At 74.3% G+C, this 12,769-nt stretch carries 13 protein-coding genes and 1 pseudogene; 2 read left to right on the top strand and 12 right to left on the bottom strand.

Going from position 1 to position 12,769, the window contains the following annotated elements; translation table 11 throughout:
• Window positions 1-4 precede the first annotated feature (4 nt).
• The gene (locus IW245_RS38275; protein ID WP_197007931.1) at window positions 5-892 is read left to right on the top strand and encodes a hypothetical protein; all 888 of its coding nucleotides are present in this window, start codon (window positions 5-7) and stop codon (window positions 890-892) included.
• On the opposite strand, the gene IW245_RS38270 is transcribed toward IW245_RS38275, so the two are convergent.
• The 12 genes and pseudogenes from IW245_RS38270 to IW245_RS38215 form a co-directional block, all read right to left on the bottom strand.
• Window positions 815-1,594 carry a class I SAM-dependent methyltransferase gene (locus tag IW245_RS38270; RefSeq protein ID WP_197007930.1) on the bottom strand — a complete coding sequence of 260 codons (780 nt, stop codon included), beginning with the start codon at window positions 1,592-1,594 and terminating at the stop codon, window positions 815-817. The genes IW245_RS38275 and IW245_RS38270 overlap by 78 nt on opposite strands.
• A 19-nt stretch (window positions 1,595-1,613) precedes the next feature.
• A pseudogene (locus tag IW245_RS41325) lies at window positions 1,614-1,718 on the bottom strand (DALR anticodon-binding domain-containing protein); the annotation flags it as partial.
• A 70-nt stretch (window positions 1,719-1,788) separates the two neighbouring features.
• Window positions 1,789-2,592 carry a methyltransferase domain-containing protein gene (locus IW245_RS41925; RefSeq protein ID WP_197007929.1) on the bottom strand — a complete coding sequence of 268 codons (804 nt, stop codon included), beginning with the start codon at window positions 2,590-2,592 and terminating at the stop codon, window positions 1,789-1,791.
• The gene (locus IW245_RS38255; protein ID WP_197007928.1) at window positions 2,589-3,191 is read right to left on the bottom strand and encodes a mycothiol-dependent nitroreductase Rv2466c family protein; all 603 of its coding nucleotides are present in this window, start codon (window positions 3,189-3,191) and stop codon (window positions 2,589-2,591) included. The genes IW245_RS41925 and IW245_RS38255 overlap by 4 nt, the downstream gene beginning before the upstream one ends.
• Entirely contained in the window at window positions 3,184-3,747 is a 564-nt protein-coding gene (locus IW245_RS38250; protein WP_197007927.1) for a hypothetical protein, read from the bottom strand. Before IW245_RS38250 ends, IW245_RS38255 begins: the two co-directional genes overlap by 8 nt.
• Window positions 3,737-4,990, bottom strand: coding sequence for a beta-ketoacyl-[acyl-carrier-protein] synthase family protein (locus tag IW245_RS38245; RefSeq protein ID WP_197007926.1), 1,254 nt, complete (start codon window positions 4,988-4,990; stop codon window positions 3,737-3,739). The genes IW245_RS38250 and IW245_RS38245 overlap by 11 nt, the downstream gene beginning before the upstream one ends.
• Entirely contained in the window at window positions 4,987-6,690 is a 1,704-nt protein-coding gene (locus IW245_RS38240) for a class I adenylate-forming enzyme family protein (RefSeq protein ID WP_197007925.1), read from the bottom strand. The genes IW245_RS38245 and IW245_RS38240 overlap by 4 nt, the downstream gene beginning before the upstream one ends.
• Complete coding sequence (locus IW245_RS38235; protein ID WP_197007924.1) at window positions 6,687-7,187, bottom strand: beta-ketoacyl-[acyl-carrier-protein] synthase family protein; 501 nt, start codon at window positions 7,185-7,187, stop codon at window positions 6,687-6,689. Before IW245_RS38235 ends, IW245_RS38240 begins: the two co-directional genes overlap by 4 nt.
• The gene (locus tag IW245_RS38230) at window positions 7,184-8,218 is read right to left on the bottom strand and encodes a beta-ketoacyl-[acyl-carrier-protein] synthase family protein (RefSeq protein WP_197008917.1); all 1,035 of its coding nucleotides are present in this window, start codon (window positions 8,216-8,218) and stop codon (window positions 7,184-7,186) included. Before IW245_RS38230 ends, IW245_RS38235 begins: the two co-directional genes overlap by 4 nt.
• A 193-nt stretch (window positions 8,219-8,411) precedes the next feature.
• On the bottom strand, window positions 8,412-8,651 hold the full coding sequence (locus IW245_RS38225; RefSeq protein ID WP_231400796.1) for a hypothetical protein: 240 nt from the start codon (window positions 8,649-8,651) through the stop codon (window positions 8,412-8,414).
• Window positions 8,651-8,923 carry an acyl carrier protein gene (locus IW245_RS38220; protein WP_197007922.1) on the bottom strand — a complete coding sequence of 91 codons (273 nt, stop codon included), beginning with the start codon at window positions 8,921-8,923 and terminating at the stop codon, window positions 8,651-8,653. Before IW245_RS38220 ends, IW245_RS38225 begins: the two co-directional genes overlap by 1 nt.
• 38 nt (window positions 8,924-8,961) lie before the next feature.
• A complete protein-coding gene (locus tag IW245_RS38215; protein ID WP_197007921.1) occupies window positions 8,962-10,320 on the bottom strand; it encodes a class I adenylate-forming enzyme family protein in 1,359 nt (452 codons plus the stop codon).
• A gap of 320 nt (window positions 10,321-10,640) precedes the next feature.
• Between IW245_RS38215 and pabB the strand changes: the two genes are divergently transcribed.
• Window positions 10,641-12,707: an aminodeoxychorismate synthase component I gene (gene pabB / locus IW245_RS38210; protein ID WP_197007920.1), complete on the top strand. Its 2,067-nt coding sequence runs from the start codon at window positions 10,641-10,643 to the stop codon at window positions 12,705-12,707.
• Window positions 12,708-12,769 lie beyond the last annotated feature (62 nt).

The raw sequence follows: 12,769 nt of genomic DNA, 5'->3' as shown, positions 1-12,769 counted from the left end.
GCGCGTGACGGCCCGGCGCCAACGACCGGCGACGGCTGCGGACACCGGCGCCCGGCTCAAGCTGCACCGCCGCCGGATGTGGCTGGACGGCAGGGAGTACACCGTGCTGGGCCTGCGGCCGGGCGGCCCGGCGCGGTTCGCCACCAACCTGCACCACGAGTGCTGGCACGTGTTGTCCGACCTGCACGGTGCCAGACTGCTTGGCAGACTGCTGTGGGGCCTGGCATTCCAGCCCCGGCCGAACACCCTGGTCCTGATCGACCGGCCGTTTCTCGACCCGAACCCCTTCGATGCCGAGCCGTCCGATCCGATCGCGTTGATGGCGTCCACCCTGACCCCGTTGTCCCCGCAGGCCGCCCGGCGACTGCGCCGCCAGCTTCCCCTGACCAGGTCCTCGGACGGCACTGTCGGTTGGCGGACCCACGGCCTGGACACCGCGATGGCCGAGGTCCGGGCCCAGGCCGGCTGGTGGGAGCACCGTCGGCACGAGGAACGTCCGTGGCGCGCGCCCGCCCCGGAGACCGGCAGACGCTGCGACCGGATCGGCGGACTGATCGTGTTCGCCGGGCCGCCGGCACTGCTGCGACAGTGGGCCGTGGACGTCTACCGGCTCGGCGATTGGTGGCACGCCGGGCAGTGCGCCACGGAGGACCTGTGGCCGGGCGGCGAGGTCCAGATCCTGCGGGACTACCACCGGCAGGTCGCGCTCACCGGCCAGGTCCGGGCCGGCCTCCTGTCCGAGGCGCCCCGTCCACCCCGGCTGGACGAGAACGCGCCGACCGGCAGTCGACAGCCCGGCCCCGCCCACGGGGAACTATCGCCCAGGCACCTGCGCCGGCTGATCTGGCAGCGCCGCCTGAGGATTCAGAGCCGTCGCCGTCCGGCTGGCTGACGGCCCGCTTCCGGTGGCCGTCGACACGTAGTGGGAGTGCACGGCGGGCTGGCCCGTGTAGTTGGGCCCGGCCGCGTCGTCCGCGCCCAGGTAAGCGAACGGCAGCGTGACGTCGGCCCTGCCCCGACGGGTGATCCTCCGGTTGCGGGTGTCGTACCCGAACCCTGCCGACCGGAGGGCCGCCGTGAGCCGGCGCCCGACCGGTGCCCCCGCCTCGTCCCGGACGCTGGTCGCGTCGAAACTCGCGGCGAACACGCCGTCCGCCGCCAGCCAGGACGCTGCCCGGCGCAGGGCGAGGAGCTTGTCGCCCACGTAGTGCAGCCCGTGCACGCACGTGACCAGGTCGAACACCTGCCCTGCCGGCGGGGCCCACCCGGTGACCGATGCGGTGACCAGGTCCACGCCCGACCCGGGCACGAAGTGGTCGACCAGGTCCACGCCCACGATCCGGACCCGATCGGCCAGGCCCGTGGCCGCCAACCGCTCGGCGGCCTGGAACAGCGCCCGGCCGGATCCGCAGCACAGGTCGAGCCACCGGACCGGGCCGGTGGTGCGCGCCAGGCGACCGAGGAGTTCGGCAAGCGGGTCGAGGCCGAGTTCCCGGGCGTAGCCGTTGGAGCCGGACAGGCCACGCTCGCGGTTCATCGCGCAGTTGGCGACGACGGAGGACCGCTCCAACGCCTCGTCGCGTACCAGTGCCATCCGTCCACATCCGTTCCGGCGCGTCGACCCCCAGCAGATCAAGACCTTTTTGGAGGGTACGCGCCGTCACGTCGCACAACACCAGCCTGCTCTTCCTGGCAGCTGGCCGGCGGGCCCGTGGCATTCCAGCCCCAGCCACGCTCCCGTCGGGATCCACGACTCCAGCGGCCGTCCGCCAGACACACCCAGCGCGCTCACCGCCGTCGGGCCCAGGCTCCCACCAGCGTCGGCGGCACGAACACCGCCCCGGCCTCCGCCAACTCCCGCTCCACCCGCTCCCGCACCGTCCCCACGTCCACCTGCTCCGCCGTGGCCGTCCCGGTGGCCACCACCAAGGGCAGCATCGCCCGCAACACCCCCGCCAGCACCAACGGCCCGTTCACGTCCCCCGCCGGGTGGTATCCCTGCACCCCCACCATCGTCGGCTCCCCCAGCCCCGCACCACCGAACACCGCGCCCAGCCGCGCCCCCAACCCGGGATCCATCCCGGCCCGCTCGATGGCCCCGCAGATCCAGTCCCGGGCCTGCGCCGCGACGGGCGTGGGCGGCACGGTGCGCGCCCCGGTCATGTCGAACTCCATGGCCACCGCCACCCCGCCGGGCCGCAGTGCGCCGGCGTGGTGGCGCAGCACGGCGGTCGGGTCGGTGGTGTGCACGAGCACCAGCCGGCCGACGACGGCGTCGAACTCGCCGTCCCGCCACATCGCCACGTCACCCTCCACAAAGGATATGTTGGGGACGTCCGCGCTGAGTCGTTCCGCCGCGACGAGCGCGTCCGGGGACCGGTCGAGGCCGACGACGGCGCCGGTCGGGCCGACCAGGTCGGCCACCAGGCGGGCGACGTCGCCGGTCCCGGTGCCGAGGTCGAGGACGCGCATGCCGGGGGCGATGCCGGCCTGGCGGAGGATCAGGCCGGTGGCCGGGGCGAGCATCGCCGCCTGGTGTTCGAGGCGGGCGAGTTCCTCGTCGGCGTGGCCCAGGGCGTAGGAGCGTGTCATCGGGTACCCACCTCACGTGATCGTTTCATCTCGAAGAATCCCGGCGTGCCCGCCACGAGCAGGGTGCCGTCCCAGAGTCGCCCGGCGTCCTCGCCGGTGGGGGCGGGTGACACGACCGGCCCGAAGAAGGCCGGCAACCCCGAAACCCGGACCACGGGGGTACCGAGTTCCCCGCCCACCAGTCCCGTGACCTCCTCGTGGCTGGTGCGCAGCGCCGTGTCGAGCGTGTCGTCGGCGGCGTGCGCCGCCCAGTCCTCCGGCAGGCCGGCCGTGGCGAGGGACGCGCGGAGCATCGGTTCGCCGAGGCCGGCGCGGGCTTCGTGGATCCGCTCGGCCATGGCCAGGTACAACGGCCGCAGCGCGCCCTTCCCCTCGGCCACGGCGCAGACCCTCGCGGGGCCCCACCCCCGGTTGAGCAGCAGCCGGTACCGGGCGTCGAGGTCGACGCGGCCCTGGTTGAGCACGGACAGGCTCATCACCCGGAACCGCACGGTCACGTCCCGCACCCGTTCCACCTCCAGCAGCCACCGCGCGGCCCGCCACGCCCACGGGCACACCGGGTCAACCCACAGGTCCACTGTGGTTCCCCGTTCAGGCATGTGTCACCTCCGCCGGTGCTGTCGCGGTGCCGGGCGGGTGGAGGCGACCCGCGTCGCCGCCCGTCGCGGTGCCGGGACGGTCGACCTCCGCGTGGAAGCGGCACGCGTCGCCGCCCGTGCGGGCGCAGTCGACGACCCTGTCGCGGACCGTCAGGCCCAGGGCCTCCCACCAGCCGGCGCGCATCTCGAGGCAGGGGCACTCGTACCCGTCGAGGGAGCGTGCCGCGCGCAGCATCCTGAGCACGAAGCTGTTGGTGAGCACGGACTCCCAGGCGTTCTCGCCGCGCGGGATCTCCTCGACCGTGATCGCACCGTCGGCCCACATGGTCTGCGGGATCCGCGCGAACTCCGTCAGGAACTGTGCCATCGACTGGTCGGTGAGCGCGATCCCGTACCGGCGGGCGCACCACGCCGCGACCCGCCGGGACACGAACCGCAGCGCCTCGGCGTTGATCTCGTTGGCGGCCTGCTGGCCGTACCTGCGGGCGACGCCCTGGTACCAGCGCGCGTCGTGCAGCCACCAGAACTGCTGGTAGGGAATGTCGTCAGTGCGCATGGCGCCCCTCCCGGGTCCCGGGCAGCCCCAGGACCAGGCTCACGTTGTGTCCGCCGAACGCGAACGAGTTGGACATGGCCACCGCGACCTCCGCGGCCCTCGGCACGTCCAGGACGTGGTCGAGGGCGCATCCCGGGTCGGGGTCGTCGAGGTTGCGGGTGGGCGGCAGGAGCCCCCTGCCCAGGGCCAGGGCCGTGGCCGCGGCCTCGACGGCGCCGGCCGCGCCGAGCAGGTGGCCGGTGACGCCCTTGGTCGAGCTGACCGCCGGGCCGGCGGCGCCGAACACCTCGCGGACGGCGCGGGCCTCGGCGAGGTCCCCGAGTCGGGTACCGGTCGCGTGCGCGTTGAGGTAGCCGACGGCTTCGGGCGGCAGTCCGGCGTCGGCAAGGGCCCGGCGCATGCACGCCGCGGCGCCCGCGCCGTCCGGGCGGGGCATCGTCGGGTGGTGCGCGTCGGTGGTGGCTCCCCAGCCGAGGACGTCGGCGTAGCCGGCCGCCCGGCGGGAGTCGGCGTGCGCCGCGCGTTCCAGGACGAGCATGCCCGCGCCCTCGCTGAGGACGAGCCCGTTGCGGCGGGCGTCGAACGGCCGGCTCGCGGCCGCCGGGTCGGCCCAGCCGTGCGCGAGGGTGCCGGCGTTGGCGAACCCGGCGACGGTGGTCGCCGCGAACGGGGCCTCCGTGCCGCCGCAGAGCACCACGTCCGCCTCGCCGGCCCGGAGCAGGCGGAGCGCCTCGCCCACGGCCTGCCCGCCGCCGGCGCAGGCGGAGGAGATGGCGGTGCTGGGACCGCCGACGCCGAACCGGATGGCGATCCGCGCGGCGGCCTGGTTCATCATCATGCCCGGCAACAGGTACGGGCTCACGGCCACCCGGCCGCGCGCCGCGAAGCCGAGGACCTGTGCCTCATAGGTGGCCATGCCGCCGCCGGCGCTGGACACGAGCACGGCGACCCGGTCGGGGGCGACGTCGCGGCCGACGACGATGCCGGCGTCGGCGAGCGCCGCGTCGGCGGCGGCGACGGCCAGCAGGACGAACCGGTCGACGGAGACCGCGCCCTTGGGCGGCAGCAGGTCGAGCGGTTCGACGGCCGGGGCCAGGCCGGCGACCTCCAGCAGGGGGCCGCCGCGGCCGTCGGGCGGGCCGAGCCCGGACGGGCCGGCGCACAGACCCTTCCAGAACCCCTCGACCGTGGTACCGAGCGGGGTGACCAGTCCGATCCCGGTGACCGTGGCGGACCGGTTCACGACAACTCCCCCGGGCTCGTGAGCACCACGCGCGCGGCGGCGTCCGGGGCGTCGCCGGTGCGTAGGGCGATCTTGCGGACCTTGCCGGTGGCTCCGAGGGGGATCTGTCCGGCGGCGGCCACGACGACCCGCCGCACGGCCGCGGCCACGACCGGATCGAGCACGGCCCGCACGACCTCCAGCAGGTCACTGCCGGCCTCGACGGGGAGCGTCTGGCCGGGCGTCCCGGCCCGGCCCGGATTCGCGGTGAGGTGGACGAGGATCTGGATGCCGGCGTCCGGGGTCGGGGCCACCGTGCAGTCGGTCACCTCCGGGCAGCCGGCGAGGATCCGTTCCTCGGTGAGGACCGTGTAGACCCGGGTGCCGTCGGCGAGGGTGATCGCGTCGGGGACCCGGTCGAGGTGGTAGTACCAGCCGTCGGGGTCGCGGTACACGACGTCGCCGGTCAGCAGCCAGCCGCCGACCCGGGAGCGGTACGTGGCCGCGGAGTCGTTCCAGTAGCCCGGGGACATCGACGGGGTGCGCACGGCGAGCATGCCGGGTTCGCCGTCGGGCACCGGCGTGCCGGTCGGGTCCAGGACCGCCGCCTCGGCGTACGGGTCCGGGCGGCCCACGCACCGGCCGTAGCGGGACGTGTCGGGGCGGTGGGTGATCGAGAAGACGGAGTGGCCGAGTTCGGAGGAGCCGAGGTTGTCCACGAACACCGAACCCGACCGCCAGGTCGGGCCGTCGACGCCGGGCACCTGGTGCCGGCCGGTGGCGGTCAGGTGCCGGATGTGCGCCTCGTGCGCGCTGTCCCCGGTGTTCCACCACACCCGGACGGAGTCGAGGTCCCTGGTGGCGAGGTCGACGCCGGCGAGTTGCGACCAGGTGCCGGCGAATCCGAGCACCGTGCCGGGCCGGAACTCCTCGATCGCCGTCAGGGCGGCCATACCATCCTGAGTAGACAGTGCGAGGAGTTCCGTGCGGTTGCACAGGGCGAGGTTGAGGATCGTCAGGGTGGAGTTGTGCGCGGCGGGCAGGGCACTCAGCCAGCGGTCGAGGCCCTGGGCCCTGGGCGCCGTCAGCCGGTGCCGGATGGCGGCGAACAGGCTGTCGTGGGTGCCGGTGACGGCCTTGGGCACGCCGGTGGTCCCGGAGGAGTGCGTGATGGCGACCGGGTCGGAGCCGTGGTGCCGGTAGTGCGACGGTGCCTGGTCCGGATCGCCGGCGGGCGCGTTCTCCCCGAGCCACCGCACTCCCTGTTCCCCGCCGCCGCGCGGAGCGGACGACCCGTGGCCGCCGCGCGGAGCGGGCGTGTGACCCAGCAGGGAACGTGGGCCGAGCAGCGCCGTGGCCCCGAGCCGGTCGATGTATCCGGCCGCCACCTCCGGCGTGAGGCGGGCGTTGACCAGCGCGGCGATCGCGCCGAGCCGGGCCAGCGCCAGGAAGGTGAGCACGTTGTCCGCCGCCGTGGCCGCGATGACGGCCACGGGATCGCGGGGCCTGACGCCGGCCTCGTGCAGCCAGTGGGCCCGGGCGGCGACCGCGCGGTCCAGTTCGCCGAGGGTGAGCAGGCGCCCGGCCGGGTACCCGTCGACGTCGGTGTCGAAGGCGATGGTCGGCTCGTCGGGGCGCACGCCGTACCGGATGAGGGTCTCGAGGGTGTTTCCGGCCCCCAGGTCGGGGTCCCCGGCGAGCCGGGCGCGGATGCTGGTCACGGGTGGCCTCCAGGGGCGACGAGCAGGGCGGCGGCCCGGTCCGGCGCCCCGGCGACGGTGGACTGTTCCACCAGCAGGACGAGGGCCAGGTCCGCGTCGTCGGCGGCGAACATCAGGTCCACCAGGTCCATCGCGTCGGCCGTCGGATCGCCGGCGGGGCTGGTGCACACCACCGGCCCGGTCAGGCCCCAGCGGGTCGCGACGTGCCCGAGGACGGCGTTGGGGACGGACTGGAAGAACAGCAGCGGCGACACGTTGCCGCCGGAGTCGACGAGGTCCGCGACCTCCCGGCCGCTGACGACGTCGCCGGCGGCGCTGACCAGGACGATGGCGGTGCGCTCGCCGACGTCCGGCGGGACGGGCGCCTGTCCGAAGTGGTCGGTCAGGCACAGCCGGGCGGCCTCCGCGACCAGCGGGCTGAACGAGGACACGACGAACCGGGCCAGCGCCGGGGGTTCGCCGGCGCCGGGCCACTCCGCGCGGGCGAGCACCTTCATACCCGCACCACCAGGGCGGTGTTGGCGCCGCCGAACGCGGCGTTGAGGCTCAGGGCGTACCGGGCGTCGGTCGCGCGCGGGGTCAGGACCAGGTCGAGGTCGCAGTCCGGGCCGAGGTGGCCGGTGTTGACCGGCAGCCGGCCGGCGCGCAGGGCCGCGACGGTGACGGCGAGTTCGAGCAGCCCGGAGGCCTCCAGCACGTGCCCGTGCAGCGCCTTGGTGGAACTGACCGGGATCCGTGCCACGTCCGGGCCGAGGGCCCGGTGCAGCGCCGCCGCCTCGGCCGCGTCGTTGTGGGGGGTACCGGTGCCGTGCGCGTTCACGTACCCCACCTCCGCCGGGGCGAGTCCCGCCCGGTGCAGCGCCGTCGTGATGGCGCGGGCCATGCCGGTGCCGTCGGGGTGCGGCTGGCAGACGTGGTAGCCGTCCCCGGCCCGGCCCCAGCCGACGAGTGTCGCCAGTGGACTCTCGTGGTCCGCCTCCAGGACGACCGCAGCGACCCCGTCGCCGAGGAGCAGCCCCTTGCGTCCGGCGCTGAACGGCCGGACGACCCCGTCGGCGGCGAGCGCGCGGCCGGCGTCGAACATCGCGAAGTCGTCCTCGGTGACCAGCGAACCCGCGGCCACCACGACCCGGTCGGCCCGCCCGGTCCGCAGCATCGCCGCGGCGTCGATCAGCGCGGTGCTCGCGGACACGCACGCCGTCGTGTACGCCCGCGGCGCCCCCGCCAGCCCGCACGTCTCCGCGAGCGCCGCGGCCAGGCCAGCGGAACTGTCGGCCGGCTGTCGCCCCCAGCGGGGCAACCGGGCCAGGCCGGGTTCGCGGTGCAGGCCGACGAGCAACGGGGTGCCGGCCCGGTCAACGCCAGCCTCCGCGCACGCGTCGTCGATGACCGCGACCAGCTCGTCGAGCAGCGGGCCGGCCCCCGGCAGCTGGGCGGCGACCCCGATCCGGTACTTGTCCACGCCGAACCGGGTGACCGGTGCGAACGCCGGCACCCCGGCGAACACGCCGTCGGCGAGGGCCGTCATCCCCCGCCCGAAGGCGGAGGCGACGGCGAGCCCGGTGATCCCGACGGTCCGGGTCCCCTGGCGGCCGGCCGCCCCCGTCGTGGCCAGCCGGCCGCCCGGGCCGAGGACACGGCGCTCGAGGTGCGCGAGGCCCGATGCCGCCGCCCGGTCCCCCTGCCCGGCGGCCCGCGCGGCCGTCCCGCCGGGGGTGTCGTCAACCACCGGTCACCGCCGCCGCCCCGCCGACCACCGGGCCGAGGACCGTCACCGCGTCGTCCACGGTCGCGATCCTGGCCAGGTCGGCGTCGCCGAGCCGGACCGGGACGGCGAACCGCCGCTCGATCTCGTACAGCAGCCACGCCAGGTCGAGGGAGTCGATCCGGTCGTCCACGGTGTCGAGGGGGCGTTCCCCGTAGCTGGCGAGCATGGCCAGGACGGCGTCGCGGTCGAGCATCACGCCGCCTGACCGCCCGCGCGGGCCAGCTCGACCCGGACGGCGACGTCGGCGAGGAAGTCGCCGAAGGTCAGGTACGCCATCTTCTCCAGCTCCTCGTCGGCGAGGACCACGCCGTACTGGTCCTGGAGCCGCAGGCCGAGCTCCGCGATCCCCAGGGACTCCAGGTCGATGCCGGCCGGGCCGAGCGGGGTGTCGTCGGTGACGTCGCTGACGTCGTAGTTCATCATCGTCATCGCGTTCAGCGAGAACGCGCGCAGTTCGTCGATCATCGGTGACTCCTTCGGTTCTGTCCGGCCGGGTTGCCGGGTCATCGCTGTGTCGCGGCCCGCAGCGCGGCCGGGTCCCGGCTGCACTTGCCGCTGGAGGTCCGGGGCAACGCCGCCAGCACGTGCACCCGCCGGGGCCGCTTGAACGGGGCGAGCCGGGCCGCCAGGTCGCGTTCGACGTCTCCGGCCGGCACCCCCTCGGCGAGGGCCACGAACGCCTCGATCCCCCGGTCGTGCACGACGACTGCCTCGGTGACGCCCGGCAGGGCTGCCACGGTGTGCTCCACCTCGGACAGGTCGACCTTCAGGCCGCCGACGGACACCTGCGAGTCGAGCCGGCCGAGCACGGTCACCCGGCCGTCCACCACGGTCGCCGCGTCGCGGGTGCGCAGCCAGCCGGCGGACCACCGCTCCGGGTCCGCCGGTCCCAGGTAGGGGTTCGCCGGTGCCCGGACCAGCAGTTCCCCGTCGTCCACCCGGACCTCGACCCCGGGCGCGGGCGGCCCGACCGAGGGCCGCAGCGTGCCGGCGGTGTCCATCGCGATCACGCCCAGCTCGGTCATGCCGTAGCACTCGCCGAGCGGCACGCCGTACGCGGACGTGAACGCCTCGGCCAGGCCCGGCCGGATCAGCTCGCCACCGGTGATCGCCCGGACCAGCGGCAGGACGGGCGGCGCGGCGACCCGGGCCAGGAGTTCGAGGTGGAACGGCACGCAGAACAGGGTCGTGGGCTCGGACCCGGCGGCCAGGGTGTCGAGGATGCCGTCCACGGTCGTCCGCTCCGGGACCACCACCCGGGCGCCGACGTGCAGGCCGTGCAGCAGCGCCCCGACCAGCCCGAACGTGTGCGCGAGCGAGTTGAGCACCACGATCCGATCGCCGCGCGCGGGCATGCCGTCGATCGCGGCGTACCGCTCGAGCTCGGCGACCAGGTCGACAGCGGAGCGGCCGATCACCTTCGACGGGCCGGTCGACCCGGAGCTGAGCTGCACGAGCGCGTGTTCCGATGCCGTCGGCCGACCCGCGAGGGTCTCGGCCACCGCGACGGCGTCGTGGTGGCCGCGCAGTGCCCGGTCCGGTTCGACCAGGGGCCTGACCAGCAGTTGCGGCTCCAGCCGGGCGAGCGCGTCGTCGACCTCGTGCGGCGTGAGCCGGTGGTCGAGGAGCAGCACCTGCGCGCCGACTCGCCAGGCGGCCAACAGGCATTCCACATAGGCCGGTGAGGGGGGCAGCCGGAGCGCCAGGGTGCCCCCGGGGCGCAGGCCCGCGGCGGAGAGTGCCGCGTGCCGTTCGGCGACGGCCGCGCGCAGCGCCGACCGCCGGACGGGACCGGCGAACCACAGGCACACCTCGTCGTCGGGACCGGCGAGGAGGGCATGGTCGACCCAGTCGGGAGTCATGGGATTCTCGCCTCCGAAATAGGGAGCGCGCTCTACTGGCCCTGAAAGCTATAAGCTCCCGACGGCCTCCACAAGTGACAATCAGGAATTGTGAAAGTGATGCGCATCACAGCAAATGCGACGGTCCACCATCCCATTACCGACCGATGTTTTCGCAGTTCAAAGGCCTCATAGCCCGATATTGAGAATATAGCTGCTCTATATGCGAACCGGATTTCATGCAATGCAGAGTTCCCTCGCACCCTTTCGCGACGGAGCATTCTCCAGGGCCGTTCGCATATAGTCGTCGCCGTCGCCCGTTCCCGTACCCAGGAGGACCGATGCGCACCCTGCTGGTCGACAACCACGACTCGTTCACCTACAACCTCTTCCACCACCTGGCCGAGGTCACCGGGCACGAGCCGGAGGTCGTCCGCAACGACGATCCCCACTGGCGACCCGAGCGGCTCCGCGGGTTCGACAACGTGGTGATCTCCCCCGGCCCGGGCACGCCCCGGCGCGCCGCGGACCTCGGCCTGTCCCGGGACCTGGTCGAACACTGCGACATCCCACTGCTCGGCGTGTGCCTCGGCCACCAGGCCATCGCGCACCTGTCCGGCGCGTGCGTGGACCGGGCCCCGGAGCCGCGGCACGGCCGGGTGTCGGAGGTGCTGCACGACGGCGCCGGCCTGTTCGCCGGCCTGCCCAACCCCTTCGAAGCCGTCCGCTACCACTCCCTGGCGGTCACCGACCTGCCGGCGTCGTTGGTGGCCACGGCGCACACCCGTGACGGGGTACTGATGGGCCTGCGGCACCGGACCCGCCCCCAGTGGGGCGTGCAGTTCCACCCCGAGTCGATCTGCACGGAGCACGGCCACCAGCTGCTGGCGAACTTCACCCGGCTGACGGCCGAGTGGCAGCGCGCCCACGACGTCACGCCGGGCCGGGCCGCCCGGCGTGATCGGCTCGGGACGCCCCGCCCCGCGCCGACCACGAAGCTGAAGGTCCTGGTCGAGGCGTGTCCGACCCGGTGGAACGACGAGGTCGTCTACGACCAGCTGTTCCGGGCCGCCGGACACTCCTTCTGGCTGGACGCGAGCCGGCCGGGCGACGGCACCGGCCGGTTCTCGGTGATGGGCGACGCCACCGGGCCGCTCGCCCGGGTCGTGACGGCCGACGTGTGGGACGGGACGGTGACCGTGACCGGCTCCGCGGGTACCCGGAAAGTGGGGGTTGGTTTCTGGGACTGGCTCGACCGGGACCTCGCGGGGCTCGCGGTCGACGTGCCGGCGCTGCCGTTCGACTTCGCGCTGGGCTGGGTCGGCTACCTGGGCTACGAGCTCAAGGCCCAGTCCGGCGGCGACCGCGCGCACCGCTCGCCGTACCCCGACGCCGCCATGGTGTTCGCCGACCGGGCGCTGGTCTTCGACCACGTCGAACAGGTCACCTACCTGCTGGCCCTCGCGGCCGACGACGAGGAGCCGGCCCGCGACTGGCTGCGGGCCACGGCCGACCGGCTGGCTGGCCTCGCCGGCTGGCACCCGCTCACCCCCGACCCGCCGTTCCCGCAGCTCGTGTACCCCCGGCACAACCGGGACGAGTACCTCGACCTGATCGCCAGCTGCCAGGCCGACATCGCCGCCGGGGAGACCTACGAGGTGTGCCTGACCACGATGGTCGAGGCCCGGGTGCCGGTCGACCCGTGGCTCGGCTACCGGCTGATGCGCCGGTTCAGCCCGGCCCCGTTCGGCGCGCTCCTCGACTTCGGGGACCTGTCCGTGCTGAGCACCTCCCCGGAACGGTTCCTCCGGATCGGCGCCGACGGGTCCCTGGAGTCCCGCCCGATCAAGGGCACCCGGCCCCGGGGCGCGTCCGCCGAGGAGGACGAGCTGCTCCGCAAGGACCTCGCCACCAGCGAGAAGGACCGCTCCGAGAACCTGATGATCGTCGACCTGGTCCGCAACGACCTCGGCCGGTGCGCCGTCGTCGGGTCGGTCCGGGTGCCGAAACTGTTCGACGTGGAGAGCTACGCGACGGTGCACCAGTTGGTCAGCACGATCGTGGCCCGCCGCAGGGCCGACGCGTCCGCCGTGGACTGTGTCCGGGCGGCGTTTCCCGGCGGGTCGATGACCGGCGCGCCCAAGGAGCGGACGATGCGGATCATCGACGCCCTGGAGGGCGGGCCGCGCGGGGTGTACGCCGGGGCCATCGGGTACCTGTCGCTGACCGGGGCCGCCGACCTGAGCATCGCGATCCGCACCGCTGTCGTCCGCGGCGACCGGACCCGGTACGGCGTGGGCGGCGCGATCGTCGCGCTGTCGGATCCGGAGGAGGAGTTCGAGGAGACGGCGGTCAAGGCGGCCCCCCTGCTCCGCCTGGTCGGCACCGAGTTCCCGGACCGCCGATAGCCGTCCACAGTGTCCGAACGGTGACACCGCGTCAACACTTCGGGGGAGGGCGCGGTCACCCC

The organism is Longispora fulva, assembly GCF_015751905.1.
Classification (GTDB): domain Bacteria; phylum Actinomycetota; class Actinomycetes; order Mycobacteriales; family Micromonosporaceae; genus Longispora; species Longispora fulva.
The sequence above is the reverse complement of the archived record's forward strand: the minus strand, read 5'-3'. Positions and strand labels throughout refer to the sequence as shown.

Bases quoted from the DNA above. Each gene is read 5' to 3' on its own strand.
- IW245_RS38235 (WP_197007924.1), bottom strand. From the start codon at position 7,187: ATGAAGGTGCTCGCCCGCGCGGAGTGGCCCGGCGCCGGCGAACCCCCG.
- IW245_RS38230 (WP_197008917.1), bottom strand. From the start codon at position 8,218: ATGACGGCCCTCGCCGACGGCGTGTTCGCCGGGGTGCCGGCGTTCGCA.
- IW245_RS41925 (WP_197007929.1), bottom strand. From the start codon at position 2,592: ATGACACGCTCCTACGCCCTGGGCCACGCCGACGAGGAACTCGCCCGC.
- IW245_RS38220 (WP_197007922.1), bottom strand. From the start codon at position 8,923: ATGATCGACGAACTGCGCGCGTTCTCGCTGAACGCGATGACGATGATG.
- pabB (WP_197007920.1), top strand. From the start codon at position 10,641: ATGCGCACCCTGCTGGTCGACAACCACGACTCGTTCACCTACAACCTC.
- IW245_RS38225 (WP_231400796.1), bottom strand. From the start codon at position 8,651: ATGCTCGACCGCGACGCCGTCCTGGCCATGCTCGCCAGCTACGGGGAA.
- IW245_RS38255 (WP_197007928.1), bottom strand. From the start codon at position 3,191: ATGCCTGAACGGGGAACCACAGTGGACCTGTGGGTTGACCCGGTGTGC.
- IW245_RS38270 (WP_197007930.1), bottom strand. From the start codon at position 1,594: ATGGCACTGGTACGCGACGAGGCGTTGGAGCGGTCCTCCGTCGTCGCC.
- IW245_RS38250 (WP_197007927.1), bottom strand. From the start codon at position 3,747: ATGCGCACTGACGACATTCCCTACCAGCAGTTCTGGTGGCTGCACGAC.
- IW245_RS38215 (WP_197007921.1), bottom strand. From the start codon at position 10,320: ATGACTCCCGACTGGGTCGACCATGCCCTCCTCGCCGGTCCCGACGAC.